At 69.0% G+C, this 21,022-nt stretch carries 16 protein-coding genes; 4 read left to right on the top strand and 12 right to left on the bottom strand.

Annotated elements, in window-relative coordinates; translation table 11 throughout:
• Positions 1 to 6: 6 nt before the first annotated feature.
• From J2Y49_RS11635 to J2Y49_RS11595, 9 genes are all read right to left on the bottom strand, one after another.
• Positions 7 to 1,494 carry a thymidine phosphorylase family protein gene (locus J2Y49_RS11635; RefSeq protein ID WP_310115006.1) on the bottom strand — a complete coding sequence of 496 codons (1,488 nt, stop codon included), beginning with the start codon at positions 1,492 to 1,494 and terminating at the stop codon, positions 7 to 9.
• Positions 1,495 to 1,623: 129 nt separating this feature from the next.
• Positions 1,624 to 2,118: a thioredoxin TrxC gene (gene trxC / locus J2Y49_RS11630; protein ID WP_310115005.1), complete on the bottom strand. Its 495-nt coding sequence runs from the start codon at positions 2,116 to 2,118 to the stop codon at positions 1,624 to 1,626.
• 91 nt (positions 2,119 to 2,209) lie between these two features.
• Positions 2,210 to 2,464: a hypothetical protein gene (locus J2Y49_RS11625; RefSeq protein WP_310115004.1), complete on the bottom strand. Its 255-nt coding sequence runs from the start codon at positions 2,462 to 2,464 to the stop codon at positions 2,210 to 2,212.
• Positions 2,465 to 2,708: 244 nt separating this feature from the next.
• Positions 2,709 to 3,203 carry a periplasmic heavy metal sensor gene (locus J2Y49_RS11620; protein WP_310115003.1) on the bottom strand — a complete coding sequence of 165 codons (495 nt, stop codon included), beginning with the start codon at positions 3,201 to 3,203 and terminating at the stop codon, positions 2,709 to 2,711.
• Positions 3,200 to 3,643, bottom strand: coding sequence for a hypothetical protein (locus J2Y49_RS11615; protein ID WP_310115002.1), 444 nt, complete (start codon positions 3,641 to 3,643; stop codon positions 3,200 to 3,202). The genes J2Y49_RS11620 and J2Y49_RS11615 overlap by 4 nt, the downstream gene beginning before the upstream one ends.
• A gap of 11 nt (positions 3,644 to 3,654) precedes the next feature.
• A complete protein-coding gene (locus tag J2Y49_RS11610) occupies positions 3,655 to 4,221 on the bottom strand; it encodes an RNA polymerase sigma factor (RefSeq protein ID WP_310115001.1) in 567 nt (188 codons plus the stop codon).
• Between the two features lie 223 nt (positions 4,222 to 4,444).
• Positions 4,445 to 7,564 carry an efflux RND transporter permease subunit gene (locus J2Y49_RS11605; RefSeq protein ID WP_310115000.1) on the bottom strand — a complete coding sequence of 1,040 codons (3,120 nt, stop codon included), beginning with the start codon at positions 7,562 to 7,564 and terminating at the stop codon, positions 4,445 to 4,447.
• 6 nt (positions 7,565 to 7,570) lie between these two features.
• The gene (locus J2Y49_RS11600; RefSeq protein ID WP_310114999.1) at positions 7,571 to 10,711 is read right to left on the bottom strand and encodes a multidrug efflux RND transporter permease subunit; all 3,141 of its coding nucleotides are present in this window, start codon (positions 10,709 to 10,711) and stop codon (positions 7,571 to 7,573) included.
• Positions 10,708 to 12,063: an efflux RND transporter periplasmic adaptor subunit gene (locus J2Y49_RS11595; protein WP_310114998.1), complete on the bottom strand. Its 1,356-nt coding sequence runs from the start codon at positions 12,061 to 12,063 to the stop codon at positions 10,708 to 10,710. The genes J2Y49_RS11600 and J2Y49_RS11595 overlap by 4 nt, the downstream gene beginning before the upstream one ends.
• Before the next feature lie 208 nt (positions 12,064 to 12,271).
• Between J2Y49_RS11595 and J2Y49_RS11590 the strand changes: the two genes are divergently transcribed.
• The 3 genes from J2Y49_RS11590 to J2Y49_RS11580 all read left to right on the top strand — a co-directional run bounded on the left by J2Y49_RS11590 (position 12,272) and on the right by J2Y49_RS11580 (position 15,444).
• A complete protein-coding gene (locus tag J2Y49_RS11590; protein WP_310114997.1) occupies positions 12,272 to 12,985 on the top strand; it encodes a GntR family transcriptional regulator in 714 nt (237 codons plus the stop codon).
• A gap of 95 nt (positions 12,986 to 13,080) precedes the next feature.
• Positions 13,081 to 14,121 carry a phosphotransferase gene (locus tag J2Y49_RS11585; RefSeq protein WP_310114996.1) on the top strand — a complete coding sequence of 347 codons (1,041 nt, stop codon included), beginning with the start codon at positions 13,081 to 13,083 and terminating at the stop codon, positions 14,119 to 14,121.
• A 6-nt stretch (positions 14,122 to 14,127) separates the two neighbouring features.
• Positions 14,128 to 15,444 (top strand): aminotransferase class III-fold pyridoxal phosphate-dependent enzyme, encoded by a 1,317-nt coding sequence (locus tag J2Y49_RS11580; protein ID WP_310114995.1) that lies wholly within the window; start codon positions 14,128 to 14,130, stop codon positions 15,442 to 15,444.
• A 61-nt stretch (positions 15,445 to 15,505) separates the two neighbouring features.
• Here the strand turns inward: J2Y49_RS11580 and J2Y49_RS11575 are convergent, their stop codons facing one another.
• On the bottom strand, positions 15,506 to 17,224 hold the full coding sequence (locus J2Y49_RS11575; protein WP_310114994.1) for a VTT domain-containing protein: 1,719 nt from the start codon (positions 17,222 to 17,224) through the stop codon (positions 15,506 to 15,508).
• Positions 17,225 to 17,497: 273 nt separating this feature from the next.
• Here J2Y49_RS11575 and J2Y49_RS11570 point away from each other — a divergent pair, with 273 nt between their 5' ends.
• A complete protein-coding gene (locus tag J2Y49_RS11570) occupies positions 17,498 to 18,676 on the top strand; it encodes an acyl-CoA dehydrogenase (protein ID WP_310114993.1) in 1,179 nt (392 codons plus the stop codon).
• Positions 18,677 to 18,857: 181 nt separating this feature from the next.
• Here the strand turns inward: J2Y49_RS11570 and J2Y49_RS11565 are convergent, their stop codons facing one another.
• Together J2Y49_RS11565 and J2Y49_RS32420 are read right to left on the bottom strand one after the other, a co-directional pair.
• Positions 18,858 to 20,531: a HAMP domain-containing methyl-accepting chemotaxis protein gene (locus J2Y49_RS11565; protein WP_310114992.1), complete on the bottom strand. Its 1,674-nt coding sequence runs from the start codon at positions 20,529 to 20,531 to the stop codon at positions 18,858 to 18,860.
• A gap of 377 nt (positions 20,532 to 20,908) precedes the next feature.
• Entirely contained in the window at positions 20,909 to 21,019 is a 111-nt protein-coding gene (locus J2Y49_RS32420; RefSeq protein ID WP_409017839.1) for a DUF6867 family protein, read from the bottom strand.
• Positions 21,020 to 21,022: the final 3 nt, after the last annotated feature.

Here is a 21,022-nt window from a genome sequence, read left to right as displayed (position 1 = left end):
GTTTCCTTACGCCACCCGCACCCCATTGTCGTCCGCCGCAAAGGCCTGGGCGAAGGTGAAGTCGGCGTTGGTGCTGGCGTGGATGCGGTAGAGCGGTTCGCCCCGGCGCACCGGCTCGCCCACCTTGCGCAGCAGGTCGATGCCGGCGCCCTTGTCGGTGGGCGCGCCAGCCAGCCGCGCGATGCGGGCGAGGCGGTAGCAGTCGAGCGACGACACCACCCCGTCGGCCGGCGATGCGACCTCCGCCACCAGGAAGCCCAGCGTCGCCACCGCGGGCGGCGGACCCTGCAGGGCGATGATGCGCTCCATGGCGGCGAGCGCCGCGCCGGATTCCAACAGGTCGCGCGCCCGGCGGTTGCCGCTGCCGCCGCGGACGGCGGGGTCGAATTCCAGGATGCGGCCGGCCAGCAGCAGGGCGCGCTCCTTCAGGTCGGCGGGGCTGGCGGGGTCGTTGCGCAGGACGGCCATCACGTCGCGCGCCTCCAGCACCGGGCCGATGCCGCGCCCGACCGGCTGCGAGCCGTCGGTGATCGCCACCTCCAGCGTCAGGCCGAGGCTGTCGCCGACATGCTCGAACAGCTTGCGCAGGCGTACCGCCTCGCCACCCGTACGGATCTTGGCGCTGGGGCCGACGGGGATGTCGATCAGCAGATGGGTGGAGCCGGCCGCCACCTTCTTCGACAGGATGGAGGCGACCAACTGCTCGCGCGTGTCGATGGCGAGCGGGCGCTCGACCGAGATCAGGATGTCGTCGGCCGGCGACAGCCGGACATGGCCGCCCCAGACCAGGCAGCCCTTGGCCTCGCGCACCAAGGTCTGCATGCGCTCCATCGGCACGTCGACATTCGCCAGCACCTCCATGGTGTCGGCGGTGCCGGCGGGCGAGGTGATGGCGCGCGATGAGGTCTTGGGGATCGGCAGGCCATGGGCGGCGACGATCGGCACCACGATCATCGAGGTGCGGTTGCCGGGGATTCCGCCGATGCAGTGCTTGTCGGCGATCGTACCCAAACCCTCCCAATGCAGCCGGGTGCCGGCGGCGATCATGGCGCGGGTCAGGCCCAACACCTCCGCCGTCGTCATGAAGCTGGCGCAGGCGATCAGGAAGGCGGCAATCTCGATCTTGGAATAGCGCTGGTCGGTGATGTCGCGGATGATCGCGGCCAGCTGCGCGTCGGTCAGGGCGGCGCCGCCGACCTTGGCGCGCACCAGTTCGAAGCTCTCGGGCGGGGTGGGCGGGACGAGATGGACGGCGGAGCCCTCGGCCAATCCCAGTTGGGCGAAGGCGGGGTCGGACAGGCCGATCTCGTCGGGGCCGACGATGGCGGGGTCGTCGACGATGTTCAGCACCGCCAGCAGGGAACGGCCGTCGTTCCGCACCTCCACCCGGCCCAGACCGAGGAAATCCTCGACATGGTACCGGGTGCAGTGCCGGTTGAGGAAGGCGACGTTCTCCCGGACGGTGTCTATCGCCAGATGTCGAAGCGTCAGCATGGGGACAGTCTACGACAGACCGCGCCGAACAGAGACGCCCAGCCTGCGCGCCAGCCATACCCGTCCTTGCGCGTTGCGCTTGATCCCGATCATTGGCAAGGCGGAGCGGGCGTGCTTAAGGGAGCGGGGCTATTGCCCCAGCGTCTGCCTGACCCATCCCACCAGCGCCGGCAGCGGCATGGCGCCGGCCGTGCGGGCGATCTCGCGGCCGTGATGGACCAGCACCAGCGACGGAATGCTGCGGATGCCGAACCGGGCGGCAAGGTCCGGCGAAGCCTCCGTGTCGATCTTGGCGAGTCGGACCTGGGGTTCCAGCTGTGCCGCCGCCTGGGCGAAGACCGGGGCCATCATGCGGCAGGGACCGCACCATTCGGCCCAGAAATCGATCAGCAGCGGCAGGTCGCCGCGTTCGGCATGGGCGGCGAACCGGCTGGCGTCGAGCGCCACCGGCTTGCCTTCGAACAGAGCGTTGCCGCAACGTCCGCATTTGCCGCCGCCGAGCCGGGACGGAGGCACGCGGTTCAGGGTGTCGCAGTGCGGGCAGGCGACGTGCAGGCTGTCGGCGCCTGTGGAAGAATGGCCGGCTGTGGATGACTGGCCTGAAGCTTGGGCGGTGGTCGGCATGGCGGGGCTCCTTCCCCTGGCAGCGGTTCCACCGTCGATGTATGGGGCCGGGGCCGTGCGCTCAAGGTGGGCCGCCCAGGACGCACGGAGCCTACTCCCGCCGGCCCATCAGCCCTTCCAGCTTGGCGAAATCCACGTACTGCGTCGGCCGGTCCTTCAACAGGTCCGGCGCGGCCTGGGCATTCTCCCGCGCGCATTCGGCGACATAGCGGGCCAAGAGGTCGCGCATGACCTCGGCCAAAGGCGTCTGCCGCTGGCGTGCGTAATTCTTGGCGACATCTTTGATTCGGCGATCAACGCGCAAAGAGATCGTCGCCTTCTTTGGATGAAACGGATCTCCGATCATGACGATCCTCCACCAATCTTGCCGATCCTCGTTATTTGGATATGCCGGATCGGCGGTGGATACAAGGATCGTCGGGAAGACGGGCGATAAAACTTGGGGATGATAACTTGTGAATTTGTGTGGATAAAATTTCTGCCGGTTTTCTTCTCCACAGAATCTGTGGATAGATGTGTGCGCAATCTCCGAACAGAATCATCCGCACCCTTCCGGCCGGCCTGTCCGGCCTGTGGATGAGTGGGTTTGCTTATTTTTTAGGCATGGCTGGCATGCCGGGGGAACCCGGTCCGCCGACCAGCCGCAGGCGTCCTGCGGGGGACAGGTCGGGCAGGATGGACAGGACGGTTTCCTCCGTCAGTTCGCCCATCTGGCGGCGCTTGGCGCGGGCCGCTTCGGTCGCGGCGCGCAGGGAGTCGTAGTCGACGGGTTCGGCCTGCAGCAGGGCACGCACCCGCTGTCCGGCCTCGTGGTACTCCCGGGTCAGCGCGTCATAGCGCGGGCGCAGCGGCTCGAAGGCGGCACGCAGGCGCCGCGCGTCGGCGTCGGTGAGGTCTGCGGCCATCCGCTCGACGAAGCGGTCGGGCATCGACTGGTGAGGGGGCTGATGGGACGGCGGGGGAGGATGGCGGACAGTCGCGACCAGCATCGCGCCGAAGAACAGGTTCAGCGCCAGCGAGACCAGCGCCAGCGTACGCAGGCCCGGCCGCCGCAGGAATTGGCGGGGCGCGGTGAAACCGCTCATCGGGACTCTCCGTCGAACAGCGTGACGACGTCATCGTGCAGCAGGGCCAGTTCCTGGCTGCGCGGCGTCGGGGCGGCGGGTGCCGGCAGCGTTCCGGCGAGCCAGCCGCCGGTGAGCCAGCCCAGCGCCAGCAGGGCGACGCAGAAGCCCGCCACCGTCCGCCGCGGCATCCGCCCCAGCAACAGCAGCACCAGCCCGTCCTGCGGCACGGCGCGGGCGGCGGCGCCAGCGGCCGACAGCAGGCGGTCGATGCGGGCATCCTCCACCATGGGCGGGCTGCCGGCCAGCAGCCGGTCGAAAACCATCGCCTCGTCCACCGCCGCCCGCAATGCAGGCGAACGGGCAAGCGCGGCCTCGGCCCCGGCACGCAGCTCGGGCGGCCAGCGTTCCGTGGAGGCGCCGTATTCGTCCAGGTGGCGGAGGAACTGGTCATCGGTCATCGGAGCCTCCTTCACGGTTCCTCTCCGGCGGTGAGCGCTCTCTTCAGCGCGGAGCGGGCGCGAGCGAGCAGCGAGGCGAAAGCGCTTTCGCCCATGCTCAGCACCTCGGCGGCCTGCCGCAGGCTGAGCCCCTCCTGGTGGAACAGCACCACCGCGGCGCGCTGGCGGTCGGGCAATGCTGCCAGCGCCCGGTTGACGCGCTCCGCCGTCTGGCGTTCGGCGATGCGGGCGAGCGCGTCGGGGGACTCGTCGGGCGGATCGCCGGCCTCCTCCAGCGGCGACCAGCCGGGACGGCGGCCGCGGTCGATGGCGAGGTTCATGACGATGCGGTAGAGCCAGGTGGTGAAGGAGGCGCGCCCGCCGTCCCAGCGTCCGGCATGCTGCCAGACCCGCAGGAAGGCCTCCTGCGCGATCTCGTCGGCATCGGACGGGTTCCCGGTCATCCGCTGGGCCAGCGCCACGGCGCGGCGCATGTGGCGGGCGGCCAGCCGGTCGAAAGCGGCGGCATCGCCGCCGGCCACGCGGGCCATCAACTCGTCGTCCGTGCCGCTGGCCTCGATCACCGGGGGTCCGCTCATGCCGTGGGCGGGAACTATGCCCAACAGCGCGAAGGGGTGCCAGCGCGGAGAAATCCCCTTCTCCCCCCTGGGGAGAAGGTCGGGAAGAGGGGGTTCGGCGCAGCCGAAGAGATCCATGAAGCGGATCCCCCTCACCCTAACCCTCTCCCCGGGGGGGAGAGGGGATCTCGCGGGGGTGATTGCGATCTTGAAGATTACGGAAAGGACACCCATCCGCCGCCCCCTATTCCGCCGGGGCCGTGATGGCGGCGCGGCGGCGGCGGCGCATCGCCAGCCGTTCCAGCGTCAGATAGACCACCGGCGTGGTGTAGAGTGTCAGCATCTGGCTCACCAGCAGGCCGCCGATGATGGCGACGCCCAGCGGGCGGCGGATCTCGCCGCCGGTGCCGTAGTCGAAGGCGAGCGGAACGGCGCCCAGCAGCGCCGCCATCGTCGTCATCATGATCGGGCGGAAGCGGACCAGTCCTGCCTCGCGGATCGCCTCCAAGGGCGACAGGCCGCGCTCCCGCTCCGCCTCCAGGGCGAAGTCGATCATCATGATGGCGTTCTTCTTGACGATGCCGATCAGCAGGATGATGCCGATCAGCGCCACGATCGACAGGTCGTAGCCGGTCAGGATCAGCGCGATCAGCGCTCCCAGCCCGGCCGACGGCAGGGTCGACAGGATGGTCAGCGGGTGGATCAGGCTTTCGTACAGAATGCCCAGCACGATGTAGATGGCGATCAGCGCCGCCAGGATCAGCAGCGGCTGGCTGGACGAGGATTGCTGGAAGGCGCGCGCATCGCCCTGGAAGCCGGCGCGGATGCTGGCCGGCATGCCGATGTCCTCCGCCGCGCGCTGGATCACCTCGGTCGCCTGGGACAGCGAGACGCCGGGCGCGAGGTCGAAGGTCAGGTTGGCGACCGGAAAGCCGTTCTGGTGCTGGATGCTGGACGCCTGGTTGCCGATCACGACGCGCGACACCGCCGACAGCGGCACCATGCCGTCGCGGCCCGGCACGTAGATGCGCTTCAGATCGTCGGGGCCGAGCGCCTCGCGGGGATCGACCTCCAGCACCACCTTGTGCTGGTTCTGCGCCAGATACATGGTGGAGACCTGCCGCTGGCCGAAGGCGTCGTAGAGCGTCGCCTCCAGCGCGCTCAAGGACACGCCCAGCCGCGCGGCGGCGTCGCGGTCGACGATCACGTTGGCCTGGATGCCGCCGTTCTGGCGGTCGTTGGCGACGTCCACCAGCTCCGGCAGGGTGCGCATCTTCTCCACCAGCTTGGGCGCCCATTCGTTCAGCGCGCCGATGTCGGGATCCTGCAGGCTGTAGCGGTACTGGCTGCGGCCCTGGAAGCCGCCGACGCGGATGTCCTGCACCGGCATCAGGAACAGCTGCACCCCCGGCACCCGGCCGGCGCGCATGCGCAGCCGCTGGGTGACTGTCGCCAGATCCTCGCGCTCCGCCTTCGGCTTGAGCGCGATGTAGATCTGGCCGGAATAGCTGCCGCCCGGCCCGCCGCCGCCGATGGTGCCGCCGACGCTGGCGACCGCCGGGTCGCCGGCCACCGCCTCCTGCAGGGCGCGCTGGCGCGTGACCATGGCGGTGAAGGAGATGTCCGGCGGCGGGTCGCTGAAGCCCATCAGCAGCCCGGTGTCCTGCTGCGGCACGAAGCCCTTCGGCACCTGCCCGTAGAGCCAGACGCTGACGCCGACGATGGCGAATGTCGCCGCCAGCATGGTGCGGCGATGGGCCAGCACCCAGTCCAGCCCGTCGGCATAGAGCCCGAACAGCCGGTCGCCGATCCAGGCGAGCGCGCGGGCGAGCCGTCCGGGGGGCTTGCGCTCCGATTCCGGCTGCAGCAGGTGGGCGCACATCATCGGGGTCAGGGTCAGCGACACCACCGCCGACACCGCGATGGCGACCGACAGCACCACGGCGAATTCGCGGAACAGCCGGCCCTGGATGCCGCCCATGAACAGGATGGGGATGAAGACGGCGACCAGCGACAGGCTGATCGACACCACGGTGAAGGCGACCTGCCGGGCGCCCTTCACCGCCGCCTCGAACGGTTTGGCGCCCTTTTCGATGTGGCGGACGATGTTCTCGATGACGACGATGGCGTCGTCGACCACGAAGCCGACCGAGATGGTCAGCGCCATCAGCGAGAAATTGTCCAGGCTGTAGCCGACGATCCACATCACGCCGAAGGTGCCGGCCAGCGACAGCGGCACCGAAGCCGCCGGGATGACCGTGGCCCACAGGCGGCGGAGGAACAGCGCCATCACCATCACCACCAGCGCCACGGTGATCGCCAGCGTCTTCTGCACGTCGTCGATGGAGGCGCGGATGGTCGGGGTGCGGTCGGTGCGCACCGATAGGGTCACGCCCGGCGGCATCCAGCCGCGCAGGGTCGGCAGTTCGGCGTTCACCCGGTCCACCGTCTCCACCACGTTGGAGCCCGGCTGCTTCTGGATGTTTATGAGGACCGCGCGCTGGCCGTCCTGCCAAGCGGCGGTGCGGCTGTTCTCCGGCGCCTCGATCACCTCGGCGACGTCGCCGAGGCGGATGGTGGCGCCGTTCTTCTCGGTGACGATCAGCCGGCGATAGGAGTCGGCGCCGAACAGCTGGTCGCTGGCGCCGATCGACCAGGATTCATGCGTGCCGTCGAAGCTGCCCTTGGGACCGTTGGCGTTGGCGCGCGAGATGGCGCTGCGGATCGTCTCCAGGCTGACGCCCATGTTGGCGGCGGCGGTGGCGTTGACCCGCACGCGCACCGCCGTCTTCTCCGCCCCGTTGATGGAGACCTGGGCCACCCCCTCGATCTGGCTCAGCCGCTGGCCGATGACGCTGTCGGCCAGATTGTACAGCTCCGATGGCGCCAGGGTGGTGGAGGTCATGGCGAGCGTCATCACCGGCGCGTCGGCCGGGTTGATGCGCCGCATCTTCGGCGGGCTCGGCAGGTCGGCCGGCAGGTCGCCGCCGGCGGCGTTGATCGCCGCCTGCACGTCGCGCGACGCCGCCTCCACGTCGCGGTTCAGGTCGAACTGCACGACGACGGAGGTGCTGCCGAGCCTGCTGTTCGACGTCATCTCGGTGATGCCGGCGATGCGCGACAGCCGCCGTTCCAGCGGGGTGGCGACGGAGGCCGCCATCGTCTCCGGGCTGGCGCCGGGAAGCGACGCGGTGACGACGATGGTCGGGAACTCCACCTGCGGCAGCGGCGCCACCGGCAGGAAGCGGTAGGCGACCATGCCGAGGATCATCAGCCCGATCATCAGCAGCGAGGTGCCGACCGGCCGGTCGATGAAGGGGGCGGAGAGCGACAGCTTGGCGGTCGACAGCTTGGGAAGGACCATGGCCGGCTACTCCGCCGCCGCACGGCCGGGCGCCCGGTCGTTGCCGGGCAGCGCCGCCGCCTTGGAGCCCGGCCGCAGCCAGCGCCGCAGGCGGGTGCCCAGCCGGTCCATGTAGAGATAGACCACCGGCGTGGTGTAGAGCGTCAGCACCTGGCTCAGCACCAGACCGCCGACGATGGCAATGCCCATCGGCTTGCGCAGCTCAGACCCGGTGCCGTTCTCCAGCGCCAGCGGCAGGGCGCCCAGCAGCGCCGCCATGGTGGTCATCATGATCGGGCGGAAGCGCAGGAGGGAGGCCTCGTAGATCGAGCGTTCCGGCGCCATGCCCTGGTGGCGTTCGGCCTCCAGCGCGAAGTCGATCATCATGATGGCGTTCTTCTTGACGATGCCGATCAGCAGAACGATGCCGACCAGCGCGATCAGCGACAGGTCGTGGCCGGTCGCCATCAGCGCCAGGAGCGCGCCGATACCCGCCGACGGCAGGGTCGACAGGATGGTGACGGGGTGGATCGTGCTCTCATACAGGATGCCCAGCACGATGTAGACCGCGACCACCGCCGCCAGGATCAGCCAGGGCTGGGTTTCCAGCGAGGTGCGGAACTCGGCGGCCGTGCCGGCGAAGCGCGCGGTCGCGGTGTCGGGCATACCGATGCTTTCGCGCGCCTGCTGGATCGCCGCCACCGCCGCACCCAGCGAGACGCCGGGCGCCACGTTGAAGGACAGGGTGACGGACGGGAACTGTCCCTGGTGGGTGATGACCAGCGGCGCGGTCTTGCGCTCCGCCGACACCACGGCCCCCAGCGGGACGACGCCGCCATTGCCGGACTTCACATAGATCTTGGACAGCGACGCCGGGTCCATCTGGAAGGACGTCTCCACCTCCAGGATCACGCGGTACTGGTTGGTCTGGGTGTAGATGGTCGAGACCTGACGCTGGCCGAAGGCGTCGTACAGCGTGTCGTCGATGGCCTGCGGCAGCACATTCAGGCGGGATGCGGCGTCGCGGTCGATGGTCAGATAGACCTGCAGCCCGTCCGGCTGCTGGTCGGTCGCCACGTCGGTCAGCTCCGGCTTTGCGCGCAGGGCTTCCAGCAGGCGCGGGGTCCAGTTCTCCAGCTCCCGCGGGTCGGCATCCTGCAGGACATACTGGTACTGGGTGCGGCTGACGCGGCTGTCGATCTGCACGTCCTGCACCGCCTGCATGAACAGCGACACGCCCTTCAGGTCGCTGGTAGCGGCGCGCAGGCGGGCGATGATCTCCTCGGCCGAGGAGCTGCGTTCGTCGCGCGGCTTCAGCGCGATGGTCAGGCTGCCGGTGTTGGTGGTGGCGTTGACCGTCCCGGTGCCGACGAAGCTCGCCACCCCGGACACGTCGGGATCGCGGCGCACGATGTCGGCGACCTCGCGCTGGCGCTCCGCCATCGCCTTGACCGAGATGGACGGGGCGGCGTCGGTCACGCCGGTGATGACGCCGGTGTCCTGCTGCGGCAGGAAGCCCTTGGGCACCACGTCGTAGAGGTAGAGCGTGGCGGCCAGCGTGGCGATGGTGAAGATCAGCGTCGCCGGCTGGTGGCGCAGCACGACGCGCAGCGAGGCGGCGTAGCCGTTCAGCAGCGCGTCGAAGCCGCGTTCGGTCCAGCGGAAGAAGGCGTTGGGCTTGCTCTCCGTTTCGGGCTTCAGCAGGCGGGCGCACATCATCGGCGTCAGCGTCAGCGAGATCACCGCCGACACCAGCACCGCGATGGACAGCGTGATGGCGAACTCGCGGAAAAGCCGGCCGACCACGCCACCCATGAACAGCAGCGGGATGAACACGGCGATCAAGGACAGGGTGAGCGAAACGACGGTGAAGCCGATCTGGCGCGCGCCCTTGAGGGCAGCCGGCAGCGGCTTCTCGCCCTTCTCGATGTAGCGGACGATGTTCTCGATCATCACGATGGCGTCGTCGACGACGAAGCCCGACGCGATGGTCAGCGCCATCAGCGACAGGTTGTCCAGGCTGAAGCCGCACAGCGCCATGATGCCGAAGGTGCCGATCAGCGACAGCGGCAGCGCCGCCGCCGGGATCACCGTCGCCCATGCCTTGCGCAGGAACAGGAAGATCACCATCACCACCAGCCCCGCGGTCAGCACCAGCGTCTTCTGCACGTCCACCACCGAGGCGCGGATGGTCTCCGTCCGGTCGGTCAGCACCGCCATGTGGATCTGCGGCGGCAGCGTGGCCTGGAGCGAGGGCAGCAGGGCGCGGATGCGGTCCACCGTTTCGATGATGTTGGCGCCGGGCTGGCGCAGCACGTTCAGCAGAACCGCCGGCTTGCCGTCATGCCAGGCCGCCAGCCGGGTATTTTCCACCGAATCGACCACGGTGCCGATGTCGGACAGCCGCACCGGGCCGCCGTTCTTGTAGGTGACGATGATCGGGCGGTAGGCGGCGGCGGTCTCGATCTGGTCGTTGACGCCGATGGACCAGGACTGGCGCGGCCCGTCGAAGCTGCCCTTCGGCGCGTTGACGTTGGCCTGGGTGATGGTGGTCCGCACATCCTCCAGCGTCAGGCCGAGACCGGCGACGGCGGCGGGATTGACCTGCACGCGCACTGCGGGGCGCAGGCCGCCCTCGATCCCGACATAGCCGACGCCCTCGACCTGGGACAGCTTCTGCGCCAGCAGCGTGTCGGCGGCATCGCTGACGGTCTCAAGCCGCAGGGACTCCGAACTCAGCGCCAGCACCATGACCGGCGTGTCGGCCGGGTTGACCTTGTCGTAGACCGGCGGGTTCGGCAGGCCCTTGGGCAGCGTGCCCGACGCGGCGCTGATCGCCGACTGCACGTCCTGCGACGCCGCGTCGATGTCGCGGGACAGGTCGAACTGCAGGGTGATGACCGACAGCCCGAAGGAACTGGTCGAGATCATCGACGAGATGCCGGCGATCTGGCCGAGCTGCCGTTCCAGCGGTGCGGTGACGGAGGACGCCATGACGTCGGGGGCCGCCCCCGGCAGCTGGGTGGTGACGCGCACCGTCGGGAAATCGACCGTCGGCAGGGAGGAGATCGGCAGCGCGCTGTAGCCCAGCAGCCCCAGCAGCACGACCGCCAGCATCAGCAACCCGGTGGCGACCGGCCGCAGGATGAAGGGGGCGGAGATGTTCATGAGGGCTGCCGCCCCTCACGCGGGCCGGGAGTGGCGCCGGGAGTGGCGCCGTTGTTCTCGCGTTGCTGCTGGCGCTCGCGCCACCGTTCCTCGCGCGCGGCCGGATCGGGCGCGGTGCCGGCGGGAGCGGTGCCGGCGGGAGCGGTACCGACGGGAGCGGCCGAGGCGATGGGGTCGACGATGCGGATCTTGGAGCCGGGCTGCAGGCGATACTGGCCGTCCACCACCACGCGCTCGCCGGGGGTCAGGCCTTCGTCGATGATGGCCTTGTTCTCCTCCTGGCGGGCGACCTTGATCGGGCGCTGCTCCACCGTCAGGTCGTCCTTGATGACATAGGCGTAGGTGCCCTGCGGCCCGCGCTGCACCACGGTCGAAGGCACGGTGGTGGCGTCGCGGCGGACGGTGGACAGCAGGCGGACATTGACGAACTGGCCGGGCCACAGCTTCTGCGGGTCGTTCGGCATCTGCGCCTTCAGGCGGATGGTGCCGGTGCCGCTATCGATCAGGTTGTCCACCACGGCCAGCGAGCCGGTGTCGAGCACGCGCCGGCCCTCGCGGTCCTGCACCTCCACCTTGACGGGGCCATGCGCCTGGGCGGCCAGGATGGCGGGAAGCTGCTTTTCCGGCAGGGTGAAGAGCACGGCGATGGGCTGGATCTGGGTGATGGTGGCGATGCCGTTCTGGTCGCTCGCCCGCACCACGTTGCCCTGGTCGACGTTGCGCAGGCCGATGCGGCCGCTGATGGGTGCTGTGACGGTGGTGTAGTTCAGCTGGACCCGGACCGCCTCGATCGCCGCCTCGTCGGCGCGGATCTGCGCCTCGTACTGGGCGACCAGCGCGCGCTGGGTGTCGACCGTCTGTCGCGACGCGAACTCCTTCAGGTTCATGTTGCGCTCCAGATCGCGGCGGGCGTTGGCAAGCTGCGCCTCGTCCTGCGCCTTCTTCGCCTCGGCCTGGGCCAGCTGGGCCTGGAGCGCGCGGGAATCGATGGTCGCCAGCAGGTCGCCGGCCTTCACCAGCTGGCCTTCCTGCAGCGAGACGCGCTGCAGCTCGCCATCGACGCGGGCGCGCACGGTGACGGTGTTGAAGGCCTGGATCGTGCCGATGCCGTCGAACCAGATCGGCACATCCTCGCGCGCCACCGTGCCGGCCTGCACCGCCACCACGGCGCTGCGGCCGCCGCCGGGGCCGGGGCCGGGAGGGGCGCCGGGAGGACCGGGGGGAGGACCGCCGGCACCGGCGGATGGCGGCGCGGCAGGAGGCGTCAGCTTCTGCTGAACCGCGTAACCGATGCCGCCGACCAGACCGGCGAGAACCACACCGGTGACCACCGGCTTCCAACGAATCGTCATGACTGTCCCGACGCTTTTCAGGACGGCCGCAGGGCCGCCCCGGTCTTTTCGTGTGCCCTTGATACGGGGCGGCGGGGCGGATTCGTCGGGGCGGATCGAAAAAAATGTCCGAGGTCGGCCCGGATGGTTCGCCTTGATCTTCGGCCGAGCTTCGGTCATTATGATGCATCATACAGCGAACGTCGAAGAATGGGTGAGCGGGCAGACGATGAGCGGATTCGATCTCACCCTTCTCGAACACGACAATCTCGGCGGCACGATTTATCAGAAGCTGTGCGAGGCTCTGATGAAGGGGGCGTTCAAGCCGAACGACCGTCTCAAGATCCGCGATCTGGCCGAGCGGCTGGGGACGAGCGTCACGCCGGTGCGCGACGCCATCCTGCGTCTGGTGCAGGATCAGGCCCTGGTGCTGCGCTCGCCGCGCGACATCCGCGTTCCGATGCTGACCCGCGCCGCCTATCTGGAGATCCGCGACATCCGTGTCAGCCTGGAGGGGATGGCCGCCGCCCGCGCCGCCGGGAAGGCCACGCCCGCCCAGATCGCCGCGCTGGAAAGCCTGCTGGCGCGCAACGAGGACGCGATGGCCGCCGGCAACACCGCGCTGGCCACCGAACTCAACCAGATCTTCCACTTCAAGCTGGCGGAGATCGCGGACATGCCGGTGCTCGGCGACATCCTGCGGCGTTTGTGGCTGCAGATGGGACCGCTGATCGCCGACGTCTACGGCGGGGCCGGGCGCACGATGATCGACCATCACTACCCGCTGATGGACGCCATCCGCCGCCACGACGGCCCGGCCGCAGCCATCGCCATCCAGGCGGACATCCTGCTGGCTAGCGGCCCGATCCTGGAGCGGATCGACGCCGAGAGCCAGGCCCCTGCCCCGACTCCAGCCCCGGCCCCTGCCGCGCTCGTCTCCTGATCCCGCCGCCAGTCCGCCAGTTTCCGAGCCCCCGTCCACCCATGACGATGATGCATCAAACATTGAACGCCTCGAACCACAAGGAGACATCGGCCATGATCCCCGGTGATGTTCTGACCACCGTCGCGCCGCCGATCTCCCCGGACGAGGCCGGCGCCATGATGCAGCGCTGCTTCGGGGTGACGGGTACCGTCCGGACCCTGAGCAGCGAGCGCGACCGCAACTTCCACATCGCCGCCGCCGCCGAAGGGCAGGGCTATGTGCTGAAGTTCACCAACCCGGCGGAACCGCAGCTCGTCACCAGTTTCCAGACCGCGGCGATGCAGCATGTCGCCGCGCGCGACCCGTCCCTGCCGGTGCCGCGGGTGGTGCCGACCCTGGATGGCGAAGCCCAGACGACCGTGCTGATCGACGGCCAAACCATGGTCCTGCGGCTGCTGACCTATCTGGAGGGCACGCCGCTCCACGCGGCGCCGGCCTCACCGGGGCAGATGCGGGCGCTGGGGGCGACGCTGGCCCGGCTGGATCTGGCGCTGGGCGATTACGAGCATCCCGGCTCGGAGCGCGATCTGCTGTGGGACATCACGCGCACCGCCGGCGTCGCCGATCGGCTGCATTATCTGCCCGACGGCCCGCGCCGCCTGATGGTGGAGCGCTTCGTCACCCGCTTTGCCGAGCGGGTGGCGCCGCGGCTGCCCGCCCTGCGGCATCAGGTGATCCACAACGACCTGAACCCGCACAACGCCGTGGTCGATCCGGTCGGGCACGAAACGGTCACCGGCATCATCGATTTCGGCGATGCGCTGAAGGCGCCGCTGGTCAACGATCTGGCGACGGCGCTGGCATACCACGTCACCAGCGGCGAGACGCCTTTCGGCTCCCTGGTCGAGATGACCCGCGCCTACACCGCCGTGCTGCCGCTGACGCCGGAAGAGGTGGAGTTGCTGCCCGATCTGGTGGCGGCCCGGCTGGCGCTGACCATCGGCATCACCGGCTGGCGGGCGGCCGAATATCCAGACAACGCCCCCTACATCCTGCGGAATTCCGAACGCGCCTATGCCGGCCTGGAAAAGCTGACCGGCGACGAGGCCGCCACCGCGCACCGCCTGCTCAATCTCGCCTGCCAGAGAGTGTGACCCGTCATGACCATGATCAACGCCTACGCGCCCGACTCCGCCGGATCCCTGCCGGAACGCGAGCGCGCCCTGATCGCCCGCCGCGAGAAGCTGCTCGGCCCGGCCTACCGGCTGTTCTACGCCGACCCGATCCATGTGGTGCGGGGGGAGGGCTCCTACCTCTATGACGCCGACGGCAACCGCTATCTGGACGCCTACAACAACGTCGCCTCGGTCGGCCATTCGCGGCCGGAGGTGGTGGAGGCGATGGCGAAGCAGGCGGCTGTGCTGAACACCCACACGCGCTACCTGACCGACGGTATCGTCGACTTCGCCGAAGCCTTCCTGGCGGAGTTCCCGGCGCCGCTGTCGCACCTGATGCTGACCTGCACCGGCAGCGAGGCCAACGATCTCGCCCTGCGCGTCGCCCGCGTCCACACCGGCGGAACCGGCGTCGTCATCGCCCACAACGCCTATCACGGCGTCACCTCGGCGCTGGCGGAGATGTCGCCTTCGCTGGGCGCTGCGGTGAAGCTGGGCGACCATGTCCGCGTGGTGCCGGCGCCCGACGGCTACCGCATCCCGGAGGCGGAGGTCGGCGCCGCCTTCGCCCGTTCGGTGGAGGCGGCCATCGCCGATCTGCGCGAGAAGGGGATCGCCCCGGCGGCGCTGCTGGTGGACACCATCTTCTCCAGCAGCGGCGTCTTCACCGATCCCGCCGGCTTCCTCGCCCCGGCGGTGGAGGCGATGCGCAAGGCCGGCGGCATCTTCATCGCCGACGAGGTGCAGCCGGGCTTCGGCCGGCTCGGCACCCATATGTGGGGCTTCGCGCGCCACGGGCTGGTGCCCGACATCGTGACGGTCGGCAAGCCGATGGGCAACGGCCACCCGGTGGCGGGGGCGATCTTCCGGCCGGAGGTGATCGAGGCGTTCGGCAAGAGCCAGCGCTATTTCAACACCTTCGGCGGCAACCCGGTGTCCTGCGCCGTGGCGCATGCCGTGCTGCGCGTCATCAAGACGGAGCGGCTGCAGGAGAACGCCCTGGCCGTCGGCACCCGGATGATCGACGGAATCCGCGCGCTGGCCGCCAAGCATGACCTGATCGGCGACGTGCGCGGCAGCGGCCTGTTCATCGGCGTCGAAATGGTGCGCGACCGCAAGTTGAAGACGCCGGCACCGGAGGAGACCGCCCGCGTGGTGAACGACATGCGGCGCCGCCGGGTGCTGATCAGCGCCACCGGGCAGGAGGGGCACATCCTGAAGATCCGCCCGCCGCTGGTGTTCTCCGCCGAGGACGCCACGCTGTTCCTCGCCACTCTGGACGAGGTGCTGGCGGCGCTGTGATCCTCGCGCCGCCGCCCGATCGCCCTGTGGGTTTCGGGCCGGCGGCTTGCGGCCCGCCCGGTCAGTTGGAGGCCGGGTAGAGCGGAAGCAGGTTCTGCTGGCGGCGCTGGTAGCTGATCAGTTCCCAGGCCGTCAGCGGCTTTGCACCCTGCGTCCGGCAGGCGTCGGCGACCTCGAACATCAGGGCCTGCTGGTGGAACAGGGTGGCGTAGGCGTCGCCCAGGCGGAATTCCGGATCCCACATGTGGATGGCCTCGGCGCCCGCCCCGTTCACCTCGATGATGCGGAAATCCTCGCCCACCGCAAGCCGCTCCACCGAGGTGAAGCGCACGTCGAAGCGGCCGAAATGGAAGCCCGGCATCTGGTCGGCGATCTCGTCGAAGCGCGCGGTCAGCGTCGCGGTGACATGGCCGCAGGCATCCTTGTAGAGCCCGCCGACCCGGCTGCTGCCGACCAGCGACAGCCGCACCGTCCGCCCCGCCGCCGGCACCTCGTCCAGCCGGTCGGCCAGCGCCTCGCGGTGCAGGTCGGCCTTCCACGAGGCGCGCGGGTCGGCGGCGATCAACTCGCGCAGGGTGGAACGGCCGTCGCCCACCACATGCGGGTAATAGCGGAAGGTCATGGAGAAGATGCGGCCGTGCCGCTCCCCCGGCTTGCGGACATAGAAGATGCCGGCCTCGCCCGCGTAATCCACATGCTCCTGCAGGATCACCCGCGCCTCGGCCGGGAAGCCGGCGAGATAGGCGCGCAGGTCGGCGGAATCGCGCACCAGCCGCACGCCGATGCCGCGCCAGCCGATGTCCGGCTTGGCGACCAGCGGGAAGGACAGGCCGGCGCCCGACGCCAGCCGGTCGAGCGCCGCGGGGGTCAGCGAGGACCGGTTGGTCAGCGCCACGGAACGCGCCGCCCACCGGCGCACCGCCGGGCCGATCAGGTCCATGCAGGCGATCTTCGATTCGCCCAGCAGCCCGCCGGCCTCGATCGACGGGTTGGCGGCGGTCGGCAGGCTCAGGCTGCGGTAACGGATGCCCAGCGCGATCCACTGCACCACCAGCGGGATGTAGAACAGCAGCGGCGGGATGCGCTCCGCCCAGCCGATGGTGGGCGCGCCGGCCGGCACCACCGGCAGGCCGGGCAGGGCGATGGGGCGCGGGGCCGGATTGCAGTGCAGCGCGTCGCGCAGGCCGCGGGGCAGCAGTGGTTCGACCCTGGCCCGGACGCGGACGAACAGCGCGCGGACGATGGATTGGGCGCGCCGCGTGCGCAGAAGCACCAGCAGGGCCGCGCAGCCGATGCCGATCACCTGGACCTGAACCGCCGCCGCCTCCAGCGACGATGTCATCAGCGTCAGCAGAAGCCCGACATGCACCCCGGCCGTCACCAGCGTGATGACGATGAAGCGCAGGAACGGCACCCGCATCACGCCGCAGGCGAAGTAGGTCGGGAACAGGACGCCGGGGACGATCCGGCAAGTCACCAGTGTCGGCAGCAGGTTCTTCTGCAATGCCGTACGGCAGCGCTCAAGCATTGGACCCTCGGTCCGCCGCCGGATCCAACTCACCCGCAGCGACAACAGTCCGAGGACATAAATGAAAAGGTCGCCGACAACAATCCCGCACAGCAGCGTGATTGCGGTCACGCCTATGCTGACGGTACCGACGCTGACCAGGCTGGCACCCACCGCAATTGCAACGTCTTCGTGCAGAAGCGTAAGCAAAGCAAGGCCCAGCAACAGAGGGAAACCGGCAAGGGCGGTTATTGGTTGCAATGCAGCAAGCACGGGCGGGATGTCCAATGGATGAAGGGCGGTCAAGGCGCCATCGGCAAAATTGCATAGGTAATCGTAAGCATCACGTTAAAACTTTTGTGGAACCGGTCCTGGTACCAACTGTTTCTCTTAATCCATATCGTATTGTTATGGGTAGGATAGAAAATATGTGTTTGCAGGTATGGCGCCGGCACGGCACAGTGCGGTTCAATCGATGACCGGCCACTCGGCAGCTGGCCGGCAACCGGCGGCGAACCGCCATACGACATGACCAGGAGACGCACCGTGCAGAGCATCCAGTGGGACGACGCCTTCCTCCTTGAAGCCCAACTGACCGAGGATGAGAAGCTGGTGCGCGACAGCGCCCGCGCCTACTGTCAGGACCGGCTGCAACCCCGCGTCATCTCCGCCTTCCGCGACGAGCGGTTCGACCGCGAGATCATGAGCGAGATGGGCGAACTGGGCCTGCTGGGTCCGACCATCCCGGAGGAGTATGGCGGGCCGGGCGTCAGCCACGTCGCCTATGGTCTGGTCGCCCGCGAGGTGGAGCGGGTGGACAGCGGCTACCGCTCCGCCATGTCGGTGCAGTCCTCGCTGGTCATGCACCCGATCTACGCCTATGGCAGCGAGGAACAGAAGAAGAAGTGGCTGCCGCGTCTGGCCTCGGGCGAACTGGTCGGCTGCTTCGGCCTGACCGAGCCGGACCACGGCTCCGATCCCGGCGGCATGAAGACCCGCGCCACCAAGGTCGACGGCGGCTATCTGCTGTCGGGCGCCAAGATGTGGATCACCAACTCCCCCATCGCCGACCTCGCCGTCGTCTGGGCGAAGTCGGACGCCCATGACAACAAGATCAAGGGCTTCGTGGTGGAGCGCGGGACCAAGGGCTTCTCCACGCCGAAGATCGAGGGCAAGCTGTCGCTGCGCGCGTCGGTCACCGGCGAGATCGTTCTGGACGAGGCTTTCGTTCCCGACGAGAACCTGCTGCCCAACGTGTCGGGCCTGGGCGGTCCGTTCGGCTGCCTGAACAAGGCGCGTTACGGCATCGCCTGGGGCGTGATGGGCGCGGCGGAGTTCTGCTGGCACGCCGCCCGCCAGTACACGCTGGACCGCAAGCAGTTCGGCCGTCCGCTGGCCCAGACCCAGCTGGTGCAGAAGAAGCTGGCCGACATGATGACGGAGATAACGCTGGGCCTGCAGGCCTGCCTGCGGGTCGGCCGCATGATGGACGACGGCAGCTGGTCGCCGGAGGCGATCTCGCTGATCAAGCGCAACAACTGCGGCAAGGCGCTCGACATCGCCCGCGTCGCCCGCGACATGCACGGCGGCAACGGCATCTCCGAGGAGTTCCAGGTCATCCGCCACATGGTGAACCTGGAGACGGTGAACACCTACGAAGGCACCCACGACGTCCACGCCCTGATCCTGGGCCGGGCGCAGACGGGCCTGCAGGCCTTCTCGTAACGTCTTGAAAACACCCTCTCCCGCCCCGGGAGAGGGAGGGACCCGCCGCGGTGCGGCGGGAGGGTGAGGGGTGCTCCGAGGATCGGTGTGGTTGCGGATTGCTCGGAGCGATCCTGTCCTTTCCCGACCGGCAACGCCGGGTCTTCCCTCCTTCTCCCGGGGTGGGAGAGGGCGTTTTTTTTCAGGTTCCCGTCGCCTGCTGGCGCACTTCGGCCAGGAAGCGGTCGACCTCGGCCGCCAGTGCGCGGGTCTGGCCGGACAGACCGCGGGCGGCGTCCTGAACGCCCACCGCCGTGCTGCCGGCGCTCTCCGCCGTGTGGGCCAGCGCGGCGATGGTCGCCGACACGTCCTGCGTGCCCAGCGCGGCCATCTCCACCGCCCGTGCGATCTCCCGCGTGGCGGTGTTCTGTTCCTGCACCGACTGGGTGATGGTGCCGGCAATGCCGTCGATCTCGGTGATGGTGCTGCCGATGGCGCCGATGGCGTCGGCCGCCTCGCGGGTCACCGACTGCATGGCGTTGACCTGGGCAGCGATCTCGTCGGTCGCCTTGGCGGTCTGATCGGCCAAGCCCTTCACCTCGGTCGCGACCACGGCGAAGCCCTTGCCGGCCTCCCCGGCACGCGCGGCCTCGATGGTGGCGTTCAGCGCCAGCAGGTTGGTCTGCTTGGCGATGGCGTGGATCAGCCCGACCACCTGGCCGATGCGCTCAGCATTGGCGATAAGCCCCTGCACCGTTGCGTTGGTGCGGTCGGCGTGGGACACCGCCTCCCCGGCGATGCGGGCGGAATGGCCGACCTGATCGGAAATGCCGCCGATGGAACCGGCGAGTTCGGTCGCCGCCGCGGCGGCGGAGCGGACGTTGGACTGGATGTCGTCGGATTCGCGGGCGACGTTGCGGGTCTGGCTCGACGCCTCGCCCACCACCACGGCCATGCGGTCGGCGCTGTCGGCCATGCCGGATGCCGATTCGGCGATGCCCTCCACCAGACGCTTCACAGTGCCCTGGAAGCGGTCGGCAAGGTCGAGCAATGCTGCGCGCTTGGCCTCCTCCGCCCTGGCATCGGCTTCGGCCTGGGCTGCGTGCATGCGGTCTATGGCGCGGGCGTTGTCGCGGAAGACGGTGACCGAGCCAGCCATGGCGCCGATCTCGTCGGAGCGGCCGGTGCCGGGCACCTCCACCGCGGTGTCGCCGCCGGCGAGCCTCGCCATCGCCGCGGACATGGCGCGCAGCGGGCGGATGACGATCCGGCCGAGCAGGACGTTCAGCAGCGCGATCTGAACCACCAGCGCGATCAGACAGATGGCGATCTGGTTGCGCATCTGGGTGGCGATGGCGTCGATCTGCTGGTCCAGGCTCCAGGCGATCTGCAGGGCGCCGACCAGCCGGTTGCTCTTGCCGGTCACCACCGGCACGGTCACCACGATGTGGCCCTTGGCCGAGCGGGTCTGCGCCCCCTTGCCGGCCAGCACCGCCTCGACCAGATCCTGGTCGGCCTTCAGGTCGTATCTGGCGAAGCGCGGGTTGGAGAAGTCGGCGAGCGTGCCGGCGGCGGAGGCGGCGCGCAGCGAGGCCAGTTGCACCTCGCCGCTGTCGGCCAGCGGCATGAACTCCGTCTCGATGGAGGCGCCGTCGCCGGCGACGAAGCTGGTCTTGGTGGCGTTGGCCAGCATGTCCGTCTTGACGCGGGCGTCGTGCGTGGCCAGCCGCACCGCGTCGTCATACTGCATCTTGGCCTGCAGCCCCATGATGACGACGAAGCCGCCGACGATGGCCGCGACGAAGGCCGCCGTGACCTTGCGCCCGACGCTCCAGAACCGACGCGGCCGGGATGCGGCCGCCTTGTCCACTGCCATGCTCTTGCCCTTCCCATGCCGCCTTCGCTCCACTCCGACCGCCGGCCGCCAAGGCAAGACGACGCGCCGCCGGCAGGGCCGGCGTTCACTGTCGAAGCGTCAACGAATTGCAAAATTTAAATGGTATTGTAACAGGGCGCCAAGGCGGGCGCCATGATGTTGTTCTCTGACTTTCGGAAGATTACGTCCTATACGGGCAATCCCAAAGTCGTGAGACGTTTCGGCCAAAAATAAGGCGCCGCCGTCGCTTTGACGAAGCGGCGCCTTTTTATGCCGGTACTGTCAGTTGTCCGACCTTAGTTCTTTTGTCTGACGCTCCTTGTCCTGGAGTGGAGAGGCTCTTTACAGGAGCCGGTCCACTCCAGGGTCGGACGGCTTCATCCGCGGGCCGGATTGCGCTCTCGCCAGCCGAACGGACCGGCAGTCTCATAGAGCCACGGATACTGGTTGACCATGCGCCGGGCGATGGCGATGCGGTGCGCCGTCAGCGT

Origin of the sequence: Azospirillum sp. BE72 (genome assembly GCF_031455875.1) — a bacterium.
Classification (GTDB): domain Bacteria; phylum Pseudomonadota; class Alphaproteobacteria; order Azospirillales; family Azospirillaceae; genus Azospirillum.
The sequence above is the reverse complement of the archived record's forward strand: the minus strand, read 5'-3'. Positions and strand labels throughout refer to the sequence as shown.

What these genes read in the sequence shown, in the direction of transcription:
- J2Y49_RS11590 (WP_310114997.1), top strand. Translation starts at nt 12,272, where the DNA reads ATGAGCGGATTCGATCTCACCCTTCTCGAACACGACAATCTCGGCGGC.
- J2Y49_RS11585 (WP_310114996.1), top strand. Translation starts at nt 13,081, where the DNA reads ATGATCCCCGGTGATGTTCTGACCACCGTCGCGCCGCCGATCTCCCCG.
- J2Y49_RS11620 (WP_310115003.1), bottom strand. Translation starts at nt 3,203, where the DNA reads ATGAGCGGTTTCACCGCGCCCCGCCAATTCCTGCGGCGGCCGGGCCTG.
- J2Y49_RS11610 (WP_310115001.1), bottom strand. Translation starts at nt 4,221, where the DNA reads ATGAGCGGACCCCCGGTGATCGAGGCCAGCGGCACGGACGACGAGTTG.
- J2Y49_RS11595 (WP_310114998.1), bottom strand. Translation starts at nt 12,063, where the DNA reads ATGACGATTCGTTGGAAGCCGGTGGTCACCGGTGTGGTTCTCGCCGGT.
- J2Y49_RS11580 (WP_310114995.1), top strand. Translation starts at nt 14,128, where the DNA reads ATGACCATGATCAACGCCTACGCGCCCGACTCCGCCGGATCCCTGCCG.
- J2Y49_RS11600 (WP_310114999.1), bottom strand. Translation starts at nt 10,711, where the DNA reads ATGAACATCTCCGCCCCCTTCATCCTGCGGCCGGTCGCCACCGGGTTG.
- J2Y49_RS11605 (WP_310115000.1), bottom strand. Translation starts at nt 7,564, where the DNA reads ATGGTCCTTCCCAAGCTGTCGACCGCCAAGCTGTCGCTCTCCGCCCCC.
- trxC (WP_310115005.1), bottom strand. Translation starts at nt 2,118, where the DNA reads ATGCCGACCACCGCCCAAGCTTCAGGCCAGTCATCCACAGCCGGCCAT.
- J2Y49_RS11565 (WP_310114992.1), bottom strand. Translation starts at nt 20,531, where the DNA reads ATGGCAGTGGACAAGGCGGCCGCATCCCGGCCGCGTCGGTTCTGGAGC.
- J2Y49_RS11615 (WP_310115002.1), bottom strand. Translation starts at nt 3,643, where the DNA reads ATGACCGATGACCAGTTCCTCCGCCACCTGGACGAATACGGCGCCTCC.
- J2Y49_RS11635 (WP_310115006.1), bottom strand. Translation starts at nt 1,494, where the DNA reads ATGCTGACGCTTCGACATCTGGCGATAGACACCGTCCGGGAGAACGTC.
- J2Y49_RS11625 (WP_310115004.1), bottom strand. Translation starts at nt 2,464, where the DNA reads ATGATCGGAGATCCGTTTCATCCAAAGAAGGCGACGATCTCTTTGCGC.